Consider the following 15,187-nt stretch of genomic DNA (forward strand, 5'->3'; position numbering starts at 1 on the left):
CTGGCCCGAAGCTACGCGGGCGGTCGCGGCGTCGTCGAGGGTCGCGTCATCCGGGGACACGACGACGCCGGCGGTCATCTCCCGCAACGCAGCGGTGGGCAGCCCCGCCCGACAGGAGATTCGGGACGGGTTCGTCGCTTCGGGACGGGATATTCCGGTCCCGAAGCGACGAACCCGTCCCGAGACGAGGTGATGGGCGACGGGCGGGGGCGCTCACGACCGGAAGTAGTCCTGCGCCGTCGCGAAGCCGCCGGCCCGCTCGAAGTCCTCGCGCACCGCGGCGGCCAGGGCGTCGTCGTGCAGGAAGTCCAGGGCGGCGCAGGCCAGGCCGAAGGCCCCGTCCATCCCGGCCCGCTCGGCGTCGGGGGTGCCCGCGGCGACGGCGAACTCCCGGGTGTGCAGCCCCACCCCGTCGGCCGAGACCCGGATCAGCGGGTGGATGCCCGGCACCCGGTGGCTGACGTTGCCGAAGTCCGTGGAGGCCGCCAGCACCTCGGAGACCGTCCCGCCCGGGTACGGGTCCCGCCCCCGACGCCGCTGGGCCAGCACCCACCGATCCGTGAGCGGCCCGTTGGAGCGCACCGGCAGGGTCGCCGGCGCCTCATCCCACCGCACCTGCGCCTCGACGCCGGCCATCATCGCGGCCCCGCGCAGCACCTGCTCCACCCGCGCGGACAGCTCCGCCAGGGTCTCCGGGTCCTGGGAGCGCACATACAGCAGCATCTGCGCGGACTCCGTGATGATGTTCGGCTGGCTGCCGCCCTCGGTGATCACCGCGTGGATGCGGTCGGTGGGCGGGGTCTGCTGACGCAGCAGCCCGATCCCCTGGTAGGCCAGGCTCGCCGCATCCAGCGCGTTGCGTCCCAGGAACGGGTGGGAGGAGGCGTGGGCGGCCCGCCCGGTGAAGCGCACCCGGCAGTCCCGGCGCCCCAGCCACGCCTGGTCCGCGGTGTCCGTGAAGTAGGAGTGGACCATCACGGCGGCGTCGAGATCGTCGAAGGCGCCGTCCCGGGCCATGAGCTCCTTGCCCGCCTGCCCCTCCTCCGCGGGGGTGCCGAGGAAGACGACCCGCCCGCGGAAGGCGCGGGGCTCGGCGCGCAGCAGGTCCGCGAGCGCGGTGAACGCCCCCAGCCCGGCCACGGCGATGACGTTGTGCCCGCACCCGTGCCCGATCTCCGGCAGCGCGTCGTACTCCGCGAGGATGCCGACGGTGCGGTCCCGCGTCGGGTCGAAGTCCTGCGAGCGCACCTCGGCGCGCACGGCGGTGTCCAGCCCGTGGGCGGGACGCTGCGCCGCGATCCCGTGGGATGCCAGGTGGCCCACGACGACGTCGGCGGCGTGGTGCTCCCGGAAGGCGGTCTCCGGGTGCTCGTGCAGGTCGTGCAGGATGGCGGTCAGCTCGCCCTCCTGGGCATCGACGGCGCGCTCCAGGGCGTCGACGACGGCCGCGGGGGCGCCGTCGTGCGGGGCGAGGTGGTGCTGGGCGGTCTCCCGACGCCGTGCGGTGCGTCGCTCGAGGATCTCCAGGTACGGATGTGATGCGTCTCCCATGGGAAAACGCTATCAGTCCGCTGTGCGCCCTCCTCTCCCCTCCCGGCGCAAAACGGGACATGCTTCCCACATCGGGACGTGTAGCGCCCGGATATGGGAAGCATGTCCCGTTTTGCGGAGGGTAGAGGGTGGGAGAGGGAGAGGGGGAGAAGGCTAGGGGCGGAGCATGACCTTCACGGCCTCCCGCTGATCCATCAGCCGATACGCCTCGGCGGCCTCCTCCAGCGGCAGGACGCGGTCGAAGACCTTCCCCGGGTCGATCTCCCGGTCCCAGATCCGCCGGATCAGGTCCGGCAGGAACCGACGCACGGGGGCGGGCCCGCCGTGCAGGTGGATCAGGCCGAAGAACAGCTCATCCCCCGGCAGCTGGACGTCGTGGGAGACCCCCACGTACCCCACGTGCCCACCGGGGCGGGTGCTGCGGATGGCCTGCATCATCGAGCCCTGGTTGCCCACGGCCTCGATCACGCTGTGCGCGCCGAGCCCGTCGGTCAGCTCCTTGATCCGCGCCACGCCGTCGTCCCCGCGTTCGGCGACGACGTCCGTGGCCCCGAACCGGCGGGCCAGGGCCTGCCGGTCTTCGTGCCGGGACATGGCGATGATCCGCTCGGCCCCGAGCTGACGGGCCGCGAGCACGCCCATCAGGCCGACGGCGCCGTCGCCGACCACGGCCACCGTCTTCCCCGGCCCGGCCTGGGCGGCGTCGGCGGCGAACCACCCGGTGCCCAGCACGTCGGAGGCCGCCAGCAGGGACGGGATGAGGTCCTCGTCGGGCTCCCCGGGCAGACGCACGAGGGTGCCGTCGGCCCACGGGATGCGGGCCCTCTCCGCCTGGGTGCCGATCTCCCCGTGCACGAACACGGCGTGCACGCACCGGGACTGGTACCCGGCCCGGCAGATCTCGCAGGTGTTGTCCGAGATGACGAAGGAGCCGACCACCCAGTCCCCCGGGGTCAGGGTGCTCACCTCATCGCCGACCTGCTCCACGACGCCCACGTACTCGTGGCCCATGGGCAGGTCCTCACCGGGGTCGTCCCCGCGGTAGGGCCACAGGTCCGAACCGCACACACAGGCGGCTTCGATCCGGATGACGGCGTCCTTGGGGTCCTCGATCCTCGGGTCCGGGCGCTGCTGCACCCGGACGTCTCCGGCGCCGTGCAGGACGACTCCTCGCATGATGGCTCTCCTTCAGCTGTGGATGATCGCGGCCGTAAGCCGCACTTCTGTGGTGCCCCGTCTGGGGTCAGGGGCGGCGGACGTAGTCCTCGTCGCTGACGTGCTCCAGCCAGGTGGTGGTGGTCGACGGGTCCTCGGCGTTCTCCAGCATCGCCAGGTGCTCCATGAAGTGCTCCGGGGCCGCCCCGTGCCAGTGCTCCTCCCCGGCGGGGCAGTACACGGTCTGCCCGGGCAGGGCGCGCAGCACCTCGCCGTCGCGGGTGCCGAACAGGGCGACGCCATCGGTGACGTGCAGGGTATGCCCGTGGGCGTGGGAGTGCCAGGCGGTGCGCGCGCCGGGGGCGAAGCGCACCTTCGCGACGACCATCCGCTGGCCCTCCTCCTGGGGGACGGCGATGGGGTCCACCCACACGTCCCCCGTGAAGTTCTCCGGCGGGTTCTTGGTCGTCGCCCCGTGCTCGATGACGCGGTGTGCCATGGTCATGCCTTCCTCTGGTTCTCGATGGTCTGGTTCCCGTTGGTCTGATTCCCGGCGACCTGCCCGGTGCCCTGATGCTTCGCCACACCCCGCCGCTCGGCGGCCTGCTGCGCGGCGTCGGCCGCCGCGTCGGTCGCGGCGAGCGAGGCCAGCAGCCGCAGCTTCTGATCCGCCTCCGAGCCGGCCGGGGCGGAGTAGACGTAGAGCACCTGCCCCGGGTCCGCGGTCACGGCCAGCTCCTCGTAGACCAGCTCCAGCCGCCCGACCTCGGGGTGGTCGAAGCGCTTGAGGCCGTTGCCGTGCACCCGCACGTCGTGGGCGGCCCACAGGGTGCGGAACAGGTCGCTGCGGGTGGACAGCTCCCCCACCAGCTCCTGGATGCCGCGGTGATGCGGGTTCCGGCCGGCGTCAGCCCGGAGGATGCCCACGCACATGCGGGCCATGGTCTCCCACTCCGGGTAGAGCGTCCGGCTGGCGGGGTCCAGGAACTGGAAGCGGGCCAGGTTGGGCAGGGCGCCGACGGAGCCGATGGCCGGGGCGTAGAAGGCCCGACCCAGGGCGTTGACGGCGAGCATGTTCTGGGCCTCGTCGCGCACGAACGCGACGGCGCCGGTGATCGCATCCACCATCTGCTGCAGGGCCGGGCGCACGGGCGCGGGCCCGACGCCGCCCCGGCCGGGATCCCGGGAGTGCGGGGAGCGGGTGCGCTCGGCGGGGCGGGCGAGGTCCAGCAGGTGGGCGCGCTCGGCGTCGTCGAGCTGAAGGGCCGCGGCCAGCCCGTCCAGCACCGCCGGGGAGGCGCTGGCCAGGGCGCCGCGCTCCAGGCGGGTGTAGTACTCGACGCTGATCCCGGCCAGCTGCGCCACCTCGGAGCGACGCAGCCCCGGCACCCGGCGGGGACCGGGCCCGGCGGGCAGGCCCACCCGCTCCGGGGTGATCTTGGCGCGCCGCGAGGAGAGGAATTCGCGGATCTCGGCGGATTGGTCCATGTCTTCGAGGCTAAGCCGCACCGGGCGCCCGGAGGGAGACCCTGACAGGGCACCCCACCTCCTCCTCTTCCGCAAAACTGGAGATGCTTCCCATATCGGGACGTGTAGCGCCCAGTTATAAGAAGCATCTCCCGTTTTGCGCAGAGAAGGGACGGGAAGGGAAGGGGCGCGTCAGTCGAGGTGCTCGGAGAACTGCTTGCGGATCTGCTCCGCGGTGACCGTCGGGATCTCGGCGGTCAGCGGCCGGTCCTGGGAGATGAGGCGGCGCTTGACCACCTGCCACATGACCGCCAGGAACCCGAACCAGACGGGGCTGACGTACAGCGCCACCCGGGTGTCCGGGGACAGCGCCAGGCAGCAGGCGATGAACGCGAAGAACGCCAGCGAGATCCACGGGGTGACCTTGGGGAAGGGCACCCGGAAGCGGGAGGCCTCGTGGTGGGTGGGGTGGCGCCGGTGGTACAGGATGTAGCTGACGACGATGGTGCCCCACGTAAACAGGATGTACGCCGAGCACAGGGAGCTGACCATCGTGAACGCCTGGGTGAGGGCGTCCCCGGCCAGCAGCACCGGCACGGAGGCGAACAGGAACACGGTGGTGAAGAAGACCGCGTTGCGCGGCACCCCGCGGGAGGAGGCGAAGCGCAGCCAGCGCGGGGCGTGCCCGTCCTTGGCCAGGCCGTAGGCCATGCGGGTCGCGGAGTACACCCCGGAGTTGGCGCTGGAGGCCGCGGAGGTCAGCACCACGAGGTTCACCACGAAGGCCGCCCCCGCGAAGCCGACGTTGCCGAACATCGTGATGAACGGGCTCTGGGCGGGGTCGATGGAATCCCACGGGGTGACCATCATGATCACCGCGAGGGAGCCGATGTAGAAGATCGCGATGCGCAGCACGATGGAGTTGACCGCGCGCGGCAGGTTCCGGTGCGGGTTCTCCGTCTCCGCGGCGGTGGTGCCCACCAGCTCCACCCCGATGAAGGAGAAGATCGCCAGCTGGAAGCCCATCAGGAAGCCGTGGAAGCCGGTGGGGAAGAAGCCGCCGTGGTTCCACAGGTGCGCGACCTGCGCCTCCTGCCCGGCCGGGTTGCGGAAGCCGGTGGCCACCAGGATGATGCCGACGACGATCAGCGCGAGGATCGTGACGATCTTGATGATCGCGAACCAGAACTCCGTCTCCCCGAAGGCGCGCACCGGCTGCAGGTTCAGGAGGATCAGGCCCAGCGCCGTCGCCACGGCCGGCAGCCACACGGACACCTCGGGCCAGAAGTACTGGACGTACGCGGTGATCGCCACGAGGTCCGCCACGCACCCGATGACCCAGGACAGCCAGTAGTTCCAGGCCACCATGAACCCGGCCCACGGCCCGATCTGGTCCTTGGCGATGTCCCCGAAGGTCTTGTAGTGCAGGTTGGACAGCAGCAGCTCCCCGAGCTGGCGCATCACCAGGAACAGGATGAAGCCGATCAGCCCGTAGACCAGGAGGATCGCGGGACCCACCAGGTGGATGGTCTGCCCGGAACCGAAGAACAGGCCGGTGCCGATGGCCCCGCCGATCGCGATCAGCTGCAGGTGGCGGTTGTGCAGCCCGCGGGCCAGCCCGCCTTCGTTCTCACCGCTGGCGACGTCGGCCGGGACGCGCCCGGAGGACGCCGCGGCGTCGGGGGTGCTCGCGGGGGATTCGGTCATGGCTGGGCCTTCCGTGGGGGCCGACGCCGCACGCCGACCGGTCGAATGCTTCCCTCAGCATATGGGGTGGTGGCCCACGGTGATCCAGGCTACCCCCGGAGAGGTTTCCGGCGGTTTTCCGGCTCATCGCAATCCAGGGTGTAGCGCCGGTCTGAATCCCCCGGACTCCAGCAGTGCCCGAGCGATGTAGTGGGTCAGGTTCCGGAAGCCCAGGGCGATGCCCCGCAGGTGCTCCAGACGCCCGTTGATGGCCTCGGTCGGACCGTTCGACGTTCCCGGACGATCGAAGTACGCCAGCACGTCGGCCGCGCGCCGCTTGAGGGTGCGCCCCAAGGTGCGCAGCTCGTCCAGACCCTCCGGGACGCCGGCGCCCAGCGAGTCGATCACGTGTCGCATCGCGGTCTTCGCCCCGGAGCGGTCCTCGCGGCGGTACGCGGCGACCATGTCCTGATACACGCCCCAGACGGCCGCCACCGCGCTGTGCCAGTCGTCGTCGAGCACCACGTCGATCCGGCTCGCCTGCTTGGCCGTGAGCAGGCCGGCGCCGGTATGCAGGGTCCGGCGCAGCCCGTAGAGCGGCTCCCCGGCCCGGCCACGATGCCCGCAGGTCTCCTGCTGGACGCGCTGCCGGCACCGGTCCATGGCATCCCCGGCCAGCTGGATCACGTGGAACGGGTCCATGACCTCCACCGCGTCGGGCAGTTCCTCGGCGGCCGCGGTCTTGAACCCCGTGAATCCGTCCATGGCCACCACCTGGACCCGGTCCCGCCACTGCTCGGGGCGCCCGGCCAGCCAGCTCTTGAACACGGCCTTCGACCGGCCGGCGACCATGTCGAGCAGTCGGGCCGGGCCGCGGTGCTCCCGGACGCCGGTGAGGTCGATGATCACCGTGACGTACTTGTCCCCGCGTCTCGTGTGCCGCCACACATGCTCGTCGACGCCGATGATGGTGACGCCGTCGAACCGGGTCGGGTCGTCGATCAGCAGGCGCCGGCCTTCGGCGAGGACGGCGTGGTTCGCGGTGTGCCAGGACACGCCCAACGATGCGGCGACCCTGGATACGGACAGGTGCTCGCAGACCAGGCCTTCCAGTCCCCAGCGCAGTCCGGCCCGGGAGAGCCTGGCCCTGGGCTCGGCGGCGGCGTCGGTGTTCTGCCGCCAGACGTGCCCGCACTCCGGGCAGCGATATCGGCGGACCCGGACGAGAAGTGTGGTGGGTCGCCAGCCGAACGGTTCGTGGGCCAGGCGACGGGTCACGGTGTCCCTGGGGGCGCCGTGGGCCCCGCACTGGTGGCACCAGTCGTCGGGTTCGGTGACACGGCAGACCAGGACCGCGTGGTCGTCGGTCAGGTGCTGTCCGACGGCTTCGAGGCCGAGTTCGTTCAGGCGTGTGAAGGTGGTCAGGTCGGGCGCGGTGAAGGTAGCGTCGGGCACGTCGAGGTCTTTCTGGATGGTTGTGTAGGAGCTTCCATCTTCGGAAGGCCTCGACGTGTGTCCGGGGTGCGACGCGCCGGGTTGGCTCAGATCTCCGCCGTGGCAGTCAGTGGCGTGGCGGACGAGTGGCCCCTACACCCTCAACTGCGAAGAGCCCGCATCGCCGGCACCAGCGGTCAGTGTCGCTGCCCACCACGCGGCACGCCAGGACTGCTCGCGCGGGGTCGAGGCGCTGTCCGGTCACGACGAGGCCGAGCTCGTTCAGGCGCGTGAAGGTCGTCAGGTCAGGGTCGTCGAAGGTAGCGTCGAGCACGTCGAGGTCTTCCGGATGGGCAGTGTGAGAACTTCCATCATCGGGAGGCCTCGACCTCTACCCAGCCACCGACGCTCTCGGCGTGTCACGGCCAACTACCACCAGCCACTACACCCCGGATTCGGATGAGCCCATAAACGACCGTCCATAAAAACGGGAACACTTCAACGCGGCATTGACACGGGGAATCGCGCGTCGAGGTCCAGGGATCGCAGGGTGAGGAGTTTCTGCCGGCCGACGGGCCGCACACGGATGACCCCCGACTCGCGCAGGATGCGGAAGTGGCGGGTCATGCTCGGTGCGGTGAGCGGCGTGTCGATGCTGCCGCAACTGTGGGGCTGGCCGTCGGCGAGCTGGCGGACCACGTCGAGGCGGACCGGGTCGCTGAGTCCGTGGAGCACCGCAGCGAGGTCCAGGTCGTCGGGTGCGGGGTGATGCGTGTCGCGCACACCGGGCAGGCTACAGTCACTTTGACAGTTAGCCAATCGTCTAATGAAAGACATGACGCCCTGACCACCACGCTCGACGACTACTTCCGGCTCTCGGACACGGCGGGCAAGGACACCGAGGACTTCGAGCGACTGGTGGCCCTGTTCCCGGCCGACGCCGTGATCGAGACGGCCCACGGCCCGATAGTGCACGGCATCGCGGGCGTCCGAGGGTTCTTCCGGGCGTTCTTCGACCGCAACGTCGAGCTGCACCACGCGTGGAGTTCCACCACGCACGGCTCGCGCGTCGAGGTGTTGTGGGCCGTATCGGGACGTCGCGTCACCGGGGAGGTCTTCGCGCTCCAGGGCACCGACGTCGCCGAGCTCGACGCCGCAGGGCTCATTCGCCACCTCGAGGTGCGCCCGGATCCACGACACCCGGGGCAGGTGCGCGGCGTCCTGGCACGAGTGGAGTCCGACTCGATCGACGCGGCACTGCCGATCTACGAACGCCTGACCGGCGAGTCGGCGCACCGCTTCACCTATGGACGCATCAATGTGGCCAAGGTCGGGTCGTTCCTGCTCATCTCGGGCCCCTCCGACGCCCTGAGCGCGGTGCGTGGACATTCCGCCACCCTCGCTGTCGACGACATCGATGTCGTTGCGGACATCGTCGTCTCGGGCGGCGGCCACATCATCGAGGGTCCCGCGGACGGGCCCAACGGCCCGAGGCTCGTTGCCAGACATCCCGATGGAACGGTCTTCGAGTACATCCAGCCGAGACGATCGCGCTAGTGTCGCGTGTCCCCCAGGCCCGTCTTGCAGGCCCCTCCTGAGGACAACCACAGAGCAGGGTTCCCTCCGTCGGAGCCCGACTCGCGAGGGCCGAGGGGACGAGCGGAGGTACTCATCGCAGGCGGAGTGATCTTCGCGCTCCGAAACCGTGGCAGCGACGGGAGCGCGACTCTCCCACCGGGTCCCCCATCGAAGAATGCGGAGGACATGAGCCGTCACGGTCGTCAGCCCGATGCATCAGGACGCGCCCTGTGCGACCTCCGCGCCGTCGATTCGGATCGATCTCGAGGTGAGCTTGTCGAACTCGGCGACACTGGCGCCGGTCGTCGTCCTGCCCGGTCCGGACTCGCCGACCAGTGCGTGGGGCGTGCCGGGGTACACGTCGGAGGAAACGTCGTCGAGGGCCACAGACGGGGCGAGGCCCCGGCCCCGGGAGAACTCCTGACGCAGGTGATGCGCGCTGACCGGCGGCGTGCCTGACCGGGAACAGACGGCGCTCGATGAGCCGTCGCAGGACACCCTGGTCTCCTGCCAGGTCGCCCGGTTCCTGGGAGACCTCCTCGCCGAGCGCTACGGCGTGGCACCGCTGGCCGCACACCGAGCCCTCGCCGGTGGCCGGCGTCACCACCACTCCGGCCGGATCGGAGCACATCACGCCCCGAACCGCTCAACGTCCGGTCCGGGCGGCCGGTCGTCACGATGTCGAGGTCCGCGACTCGATGTGGTGTCGCGGAGCGGGACATAATCCCCGTCGTCACGACGCGTCCGCGAAGTGATGGTTGCCTGACCTGGGAGAATGTCGGTGCCTCCGCACGCCGCCGACGATAAGTGCCCGGATAGCGACAGAGATCGATCCGGTAGGGGCCCGTATGCCCCATTCCGGCCAGGGCCGTCCGCCTCACGGCGCCGTGGCCCCCGCCACCGACGTGCCCGGCACCCTCAGCAACCGTCCGCCCGACGGCAACTTGTTGATGACCCCCGGGGGCGCTACACTGCGATCAGTTAAGTGACGCTGATCACTCTTTCGATGATGACACCCACGGTGGTCCGACATGGTGTCCCTGCACCGTGGACATCCCACCGACAATCCGATGCGGGATCGGCGAAGCAGGGCACTGGGGAATTTCACATTCGTAGTCGGGTAAACATTCAGTCATGACGGAGAAACGACCGATCGCGACGATCGCCGACGTCGCTAGATTAGCCGGGGTATCGACGGCGACCGTATCGCGAACCTTGCGCCGACCGTCGCTGGTGAGCGGCCCGACCCGCGCCAGGGTCCTCTCAGCGGCCGACGCCCTGTCGTACAGCCTCACGAAGAGCGCGTCGAGCCTCGCCTCCGGAAGAACGGAGCATATCGCCCTGCTCAATGGCGGCAGTCTCAACCAGTGGTTCACCTCGGAGATCATCAACGGCGCCTACACCGTGATACATGAGCACCATCTGGACCTCACGGTGTACCGAGCCCGGGACACGAGCGAGCGCCGCGAGTTCTTCGAGACCCTTCCGGCCCGCCGTAATGCCGACGCCATGCTCGTCACGTCGTTCAACCTCAGCCCGGACGAGTTCGCGATCCTGCAACGGCTCGGCATGCCGATCGTTCTACTCAACATGCTCACGCCGGGACACACGAACGTGTCGATCGACGACGCCGCGGCCGGTCGGGACGTGGCCCGCCTCCTCCTCGAACTCGGACACGACACACTCGCCTACGTCGGCCCGGAGCCCGGCCACCGCGGGCTCTCGTGGAGCTCGGACGCCCGCTGGACCGGCTTTCATGACGAGATCCGGACACGGGCCCCATTCGCGTCCGTGTCGATGGTCCGGTTGCCGGCGCCCTTGGTCACCGATGCCGCCCAGCATGCCGTCTCGGAACTCCTCGCCCGGCGCCCTCGGCCCACGGCGATCTTCGTGCAGCTGGACGAGCTCGCGATCCCCATCATGTTCAGGCTGCGCCAACGAGGGATCCGCATCCCCGAGGACATCTCGGTCATCGGCTTCGACGACCATCCCCTGGCCAAGGACCTCGGCCTCACCACGGTGCGACAGCCGGTGGGCGACATCGGCGCGCGTGGTGCGGACCTCGCGATCCGGCTGATCGCGGACGACGCCGGGACCCGGCACGAAGTGCTCGTGCCCACGACCATCATCGAGCGCTCGACCACGGCCGGCCCGGCCCGCTGAGCCGCGAACGGCCCCGCCGCCGGGCCGCGTGCGTCGGGTGTCAGGCGCGAATCTGGTCGACGAGTTCCCCGAGATCGTCGACCACCTGCGTGGCACCGGCCTTGAACAACTCGTCGCGGCCGACACCCCGGTCGACCCCGATCACTCCTCCGACGTGTCCGGCGGCCCCCGAGGCGACTCCGCTGATGGCGTCCTCGATGACCATGCACTCGGCAGGTACCCTGCCCAGCGCCTCGGCAGCCCTGAGATACATGTCAGGCGCCGGCTTGCCGGGGATGCCCTCGGCCTCCGCCACCGCCCCGTCGACGATCACCGGGAACCGCTCGAGCAGTCCGGCGGCCTCCAGCACGGGCCGCGCGTTCTTCGAACTCGACACGACGGCCTTGGCCACACCGGCGGCGTCGAGGGCCTGGAGGAACGCGAGCGAGCCCGGATAGGGAGCCACGCCGTCCCGCTTCAGGATCGCCGCGAAGACGGCGTTCTTCTTATTGCCGAGGCCACATACCGTCTCGGCCGTCGGGCCGTCGGACGGGTCGCCGAACGAGAGGACGATGCCCCGGCTGTGCAGGATCGCCGCAACGCCGTCGTAGCGTTTGCGTCCGTCCAGGTAGGTGAAGTAGTCCTCCGGCAGGTACGGCGCCACCCCTCGGCGCTCGAATTCAGCCGAGAACAGCTCCCGCCAGGCGTCCTGGTGCACGGCGGCCGTCGGCGTGAGAACGCCGTCGAGGTCGAACAGTGCCGCGGTCAGATTGCTCAGGTCGGCCACGAGAATCAAGTCCTTTCACGCAGTGCGCACTCAGGCGCTGCGGGTGTAGGCATAGCGGATCCGGAAGGCGCGAGGCTCTCCGGCCGGCAACACGATGTCACCGAAATCGGCGTGGTGGATGGCGTCGGGCAGGGTCTGCGCCTCCAGGGCGAGGGCGTTGTAGTCGTGGCGATCCGCTCGCGCGGGGTCGAGCGGATTGGCCGTGAACACCACCAATCCGTTGCGGTCCGAGTACACCGACACGGTGCGGTGCCCGGCATCGTCGCCGACGACGGCGACGGGCGACTCCTCTCCGGCGGTCACGGCATAGGCGTCGTCGAACTCGGGCCGGCCGGTGGCGGCCGACAACCCGTCGAGCGCAGCGCCGAGGTTGACCGGACTCGAGAAGTCGTACGGGGTGCCACCGGTGTCGAGGATTCGCCCGGTGGGGATCTTCTGGGCATCGACGTCGAGCCGCCCGGAACCCGGGATCTCCAGCCACTGGTTCCGCAGACTCGGCTGCCCGTCCGCAACGTTGAAGTACACGTGACACGTCGGGTCGAACAGCGTGGTGGCGTCCGACTCGCCGCGGAAGGTGATCGTGACCTGGTCGTTCCGATCGAGCCGGTACTCGACCTCGACGTCGAGCGTGCCGGGGAACCGGTCGTACGCGGGCGTCACCCGGCGGTGGAACCGGACGGCGACCGCGCCGTCCTCGTGGTACACGCGGCCCGGCCACACCAGGTCCTGGAGGCCATGGCTCCCCCCGTGCAGGGTGTTGGCGCCCTCGTTCGCGTCGAGCCGGACGGTATGGCCGTCGAGGTCGAACCGGGCCTCGGCGATGCGCCCCGCGACCCGCCCGACGACCTTGCCCACCGCGTAGGGCGTCGCGACGTAGTCCTCGAGGCGGTCGAAACCGACGACGAGCTCCCGGCGCACGCCGTCCTCGAGGACACCGAACGACTGCCAGAGGCAGGCGTAGCTCAGGATCGCGATGCTCGTCCCGTGGTCGTTCGAGAGCACGTAGCGCGTCACCGGCCGGCCGGCGACTTCACCGTAGTCCTGTTCCTGTACGTCCATGGCAACGCTCCTTGATGGCGTGGGTGGCGCCGCGTGCGGCCGCCACCCACACCGGCGATCGTCGATCGTCAGGCGGTCAGTTCCACCGGCTCGCCGTGGAGCTCGACGGTGATCGGCTCGCCGTGGAGCAACGCGAGCGAGGTGCCGGACTCGTTCACCGTGACCTCGATCAGACGGCCACGGAACAGCTGGCGGAAGCGGTACTGCTGCCACCGCTTCGGCAGGAACGGCGCGAAACGCAGCCGACCGTCACGGACCCGCATGCCGGCGAAGCCCTGGACGATCGCGAGCCAGCCACCGGTCATCGACGTGATGTGCAGGCCGTCGTTCGTGTCGTTGTTGTAGTTGTCGAGATCGAGCCGGGCCGTGCGCTCGTACATCTCGACGGCCTTGTCCTCGTAGTGCAGATCGGCCGCGAGAATCGAGTGGATCGACGCCGACAGGCTCGACTCGTGCACCGTGAGCGGCTCGTAGAAGTCGAAATTGCGCTTCTTCTCGTCCACCGTGAACTCGTCGATGAAGTACCAGACCGCCTGCAGGACGTCGGCCTGCTTGATGTACGGCGAACGCAGGATCTTGTCCCACGACCAGTGCTGGTTGATCGGCCGCTCACCGGCGGGGATCGCCGACACCGGCTCGAGGTCCTTGTCGAGGAAACCGTCGTGCTGCACGAAGATGCCGAGTTCCTCGTCGTGCGGCAGGTACATCCGCGCGACGATGTCGCGCCACGTGGCACGCTCCTCGGCGTCGACGGCGAGGAGCGCCGCCTGGGCCGGGTCGACCTGGTCGAGGATCTCCAGGGTGTAGCGCAGCGTCCACTGGGCCAGGTAGTTCGTGTACCAGTTGTTGTCGACGTTGTTCTCGTACTCGTCGGCACCCGTGACGCCGTGGATCACGTACTTCCCGCGGCGCTTGCTGAAGTGCACCCGATCCGCCCAGAACCGCGATATCTCGGTGAGCACCGTGCTGCCCTCGTGGAGCACGTACGACGTGTCGCCCGTGTACTTCGTGTAGTTGTAGATCGCGAACGCGATGTCACCGTTGCGGTGGATCTCCTCGAACGTGATCTCCCACTCGTTGTGGCACTCGATGCCGTTGAAGGTCACCATCGGGAACAGTGCCCCGGCGAGGCCTTGCTCCTCGGCGTTGACGTGGGCACCGTCGAGCTGGTCGTAGCGGTACTGCAGGAGGCTGCGGGTCACCGTGGGATCGGCGATGCCGAGGTAGACCGGCACGGCGAACGCCTCGGTGTCCCAGTAGGTCGCGCCGCCGTACTTCTCCCCCGTGAAGCCCTTCGGACCGATGTTGAGTCGGGGATCCTTGCCGTAGTAGGTCGAGAACAGCTGGAACAGGTTGAACCGGATGCCCTGCTGGGCAGGGGTGTCGCCCTCGATGGTCACATCGGCGGACTCCCAGCGATGCGCCCACTCGGCGGTGTGGGCCCCCAGCAGGTCCTCGTAGGACTGCGTGGCGACCTTCTCGGAGAGCTCGCGCAGACCGGTGAGCAGTTCTTCCCGGCCCGCGTAGTCCCGGGAGGTCACGACGACCGTGCGCTTCTCGAGCCGGGCCGTGGCGCCGGGGGCGATCGTGCCCTGGAACCGGACGGCGACCTCGAGCTCGTGGTCCTCCGTCGAGACCTGGTCGAGCGTCGTCACCACCCGGGTCTGGGCGCCGACGAGGAACCGGGGGGTGCCGAACCGGTTCTCCTTGGTGATGGCCAGCAGACTCACCGATGCGTCGCCGGCATCGCGGCCGACCACCTCCCAGAACCGCTCGTCGTAGTTCGCGTCCTCGTTGTGCACGTCGGCGTCGATCGCGGAGCGCAGCACCGCGTCGACCGGAGCCCGGCCGAGGTTGTCGATCGTCACGCGCTGTACGCACAGCTCGTCCTGCACCGCGCTGAAAAACCGCTCGAAGGTGAGGCGCAGCGTGGCGTCGTCCAGACCGATCACGAACGACCGCGTCAGCACCCCGTGTCTCATGTCGAGGTCGAGCGTGTAGTCGTTGACAGCATCCTTCGCCAGATCGACGGCGTGTCCGTTGACGACGACGCCGAGCCCGAGGAAGTTCACCGCGTTGATGGCCTTGCCGAAGTACTTCGGGTAGCCGTTCTTCCACCAGCCGACCCGGGTCTTGTCGGGGAACCACACCCCGGCGAGATAGACGCCGGGGAGCGTGTCGCCCGAGTATTCCTCGTCGAAGAACCCGCGGGCGCCCATGTATCCGTTGCCGAGGCTGGTCATCGATTCCTGCAGCCGCTTGTCGTCCGGGCGCGATTCGTGCGAGACGACGTTCCACGGGTGTACTTCGAAGATGCGTTTCATGATC

General features: G+C 69.5%; 12 protein-coding genes and 1 pseudogene. 2 read left to right on the forward strand and 11 right to left on the reverse strand.

Annotated features, from left to right (window positions below; genetic code table 11):
• Positions 1-213: 213 nt before the first annotated feature.
• The 8 genes and pseudogenes from AC0VXQ_RS10445 to AC0VXQ_RS10480 form a co-directional block, all read right to left on the reverse strand.
• The gene (locus tag AC0VXQ_RS10445) at positions 214-1,551 is read right to left on the reverse strand and encodes a M20 family metallopeptidase (protein ID WP_081046329.1); all 1,338 of its coding nucleotides are present in this window, start codon (positions 1,549-1,551) and stop codon (positions 214-216) included.
• Between the two features lie 153 nt (positions 1,552-1,704).
• Positions 1,705-2,727 carry a zinc-dependent alcohol dehydrogenase family protein gene (locus tag AC0VXQ_RS10450; protein WP_058730364.1) on the reverse strand — a complete coding sequence of 341 codons (1,023 nt, stop codon included), beginning with the start codon at positions 2,725-2,727 and terminating at the stop codon, positions 1,705-1,707.
• 67 nt (positions 2,728-2,794) lie between these two features.
• A complete protein-coding gene (locus AC0VXQ_RS10455) occupies positions 2,795-3,211 on the reverse strand; it encodes a (R)-mandelonitrile lyase (protein WP_231377001.1) in 417 nt (138 codons plus the stop codon).
• A complete protein-coding gene (locus AC0VXQ_RS10460; RefSeq protein ID WP_475528657.1) occupies positions 3,208-4,194 on the reverse strand; it encodes a helix-turn-helix transcriptional regulator in 987 nt (328 codons plus the stop codon). The genes AC0VXQ_RS10455 and AC0VXQ_RS10460 overlap by 4 nt, the downstream gene beginning before the upstream one ends.
• Positions 4,195-4,365: 171 nt before the next feature.
• Positions 4,366-5,880, reverse strand: coding sequence for an amino acid permease (locus tag AC0VXQ_RS10465; protein WP_058730362.1), 1,515 nt, complete (start codon positions 5,878-5,880; stop codon positions 4,366-4,368).
• Between the two features lie 123 nt (positions 5,881-6,003).
• Entirely contained in the window at positions 6,004-7,314 is a 1,311-nt protein-coding gene (locus AC0VXQ_RS10470) for an ISL3 family transposase (RefSeq protein WP_058730361.1), read from the reverse strand.
• 154 nt (positions 7,315-7,468) lie between these two features.
• Positions 7,469-7,627: pseudogene (locus AC0VXQ_RS10475) on the reverse strand (ISL3 family transposase); the annotation flags it as partial.
• A 164-nt stretch (positions 7,628-7,791) separates the two neighbouring features.
• Positions 7,792-8,076, reverse strand: a complete 285-nt coding sequence (locus AC0VXQ_RS10480) for an ArsR/SmtB family transcription factor (RefSeq protein WP_242650393.1) — start codon at positions 8,074-8,076, stop codon at positions 7,792-7,794.
• Between the two features lie 21 nt (positions 8,077-8,097).
• Here AC0VXQ_RS10480 and AC0VXQ_RS10485 point away from each other — a divergent pair, with 21 nt between their 5' ends.
• Together AC0VXQ_RS10485 and AC0VXQ_RS10490 are read left to right on the forward strand one after the other, a co-directional pair.
• Positions 8,098-8,850 (forward strand): nuclear transport factor 2 family protein, encoded by a 753-nt coding sequence (locus AC0VXQ_RS10485; protein WP_165590105.1) that lies wholly within the window; start codon positions 8,098-8,100, stop codon positions 8,848-8,850.
• Positions 8,851-10,005: 1,155 nt separating this feature from the next.
• Complete coding sequence (locus tag AC0VXQ_RS10490) at positions 10,006-11,034, forward strand: LacI family DNA-binding transcriptional regulator (RefSeq protein WP_058730359.1); 1,029 nt, start codon at positions 10,006-10,008, stop codon at positions 11,032-11,034.
• Positions 11,035-11,074: 40 nt separating this feature from the next.
• Here AC0VXQ_RS10490 and AC0VXQ_RS10495 read toward each other — a convergent pair whose 3' ends face one another.
• The 3 genes from AC0VXQ_RS10495 to AC0VXQ_RS10505 form a co-directional block, all read right to left on the reverse strand.
• Positions 11,075-11,800: an HAD family hydrolase gene (locus AC0VXQ_RS10495; protein WP_331279298.1), complete on the reverse strand. Its 726-nt coding sequence runs from the start codon at positions 11,798-11,800 to the stop codon at positions 11,075-11,077.
• 30 nt (positions 11,801-11,830) lie between these two features.
• Positions 11,831-12,859: an aldose epimerase family protein gene (locus AC0VXQ_RS10500; protein WP_058730358.1), complete on the reverse strand. Its 1,029-nt coding sequence runs from the start codon at positions 12,857-12,859 to the stop codon at positions 11,831-11,833.
• A gap of 68 nt (positions 12,860-12,927) precedes the next feature.
• Positions 12,928-15,183, reverse strand: coding sequence for a glycoside hydrolase family 65 protein (locus tag AC0VXQ_RS10505; RefSeq protein ID WP_058730357.1), 2,256 nt, complete (start codon positions 15,181-15,183; stop codon positions 12,928-12,930).
• Positions 15,184-15,187: the final 4 nt, after the last annotated feature.

It is taken from the genome of Rothia sp. QJM3NY_36, from assembly GCF_056173115.1.

Coding starts and splice junctions, on each gene's coding strand:
- AC0VXQ_RS10460 (WP_475528657.1), bottom strand. CDS start 4,194: ATGGACCAATCCGCCGAGATCCGCGAATTCCTCTCCTCGCGGCGCGCC.
- AC0VXQ_RS10445 (WP_081046329.1), bottom strand. CDS start 1,551: ATGGGAGACGCATCACATCCGTACCTGGAGATCCTCGAGCGACGCACC.
- AC0VXQ_RS10455 (WP_231377001.1), bottom strand. CDS start 3,211: ATGACCATGGCACACCGCGTCATCGAGCACGGGGCGACGACCAAGAAC.
- AC0VXQ_RS10490 (WP_058730359.1), top strand. CDS start 10,006: ATGACGGAGAAACGACCGATCGCGACGATCGCCGACGTCGCTAGATTA.
- AC0VXQ_RS10500 (WP_058730358.1), bottom strand. CDS start 12,859: ATGGACGTACAGGAACAGGACTACGGTGAAGTCGCCGGCCGGCCGGTG.
- AC0VXQ_RS10465 (WP_058730362.1), bottom strand. CDS start 5,880: ATGACCGAATCCCCCGCGAGCACCCCCGACGCCGCGGCGTCCTCCGGG.
- AC0VXQ_RS10450 (WP_058730364.1), bottom strand. CDS start 2,727: ATGCGAGGAGTCGTCCTGCACGGCGCCGGAGACGTCCGGGTGCAGCAG.
- AC0VXQ_RS10505 (WP_058730357.1), bottom strand. CDS start 15,183: ATGAAACGCATCTTCGAAGTACACCCGTGGAACGTCGTCTCGCACGAA.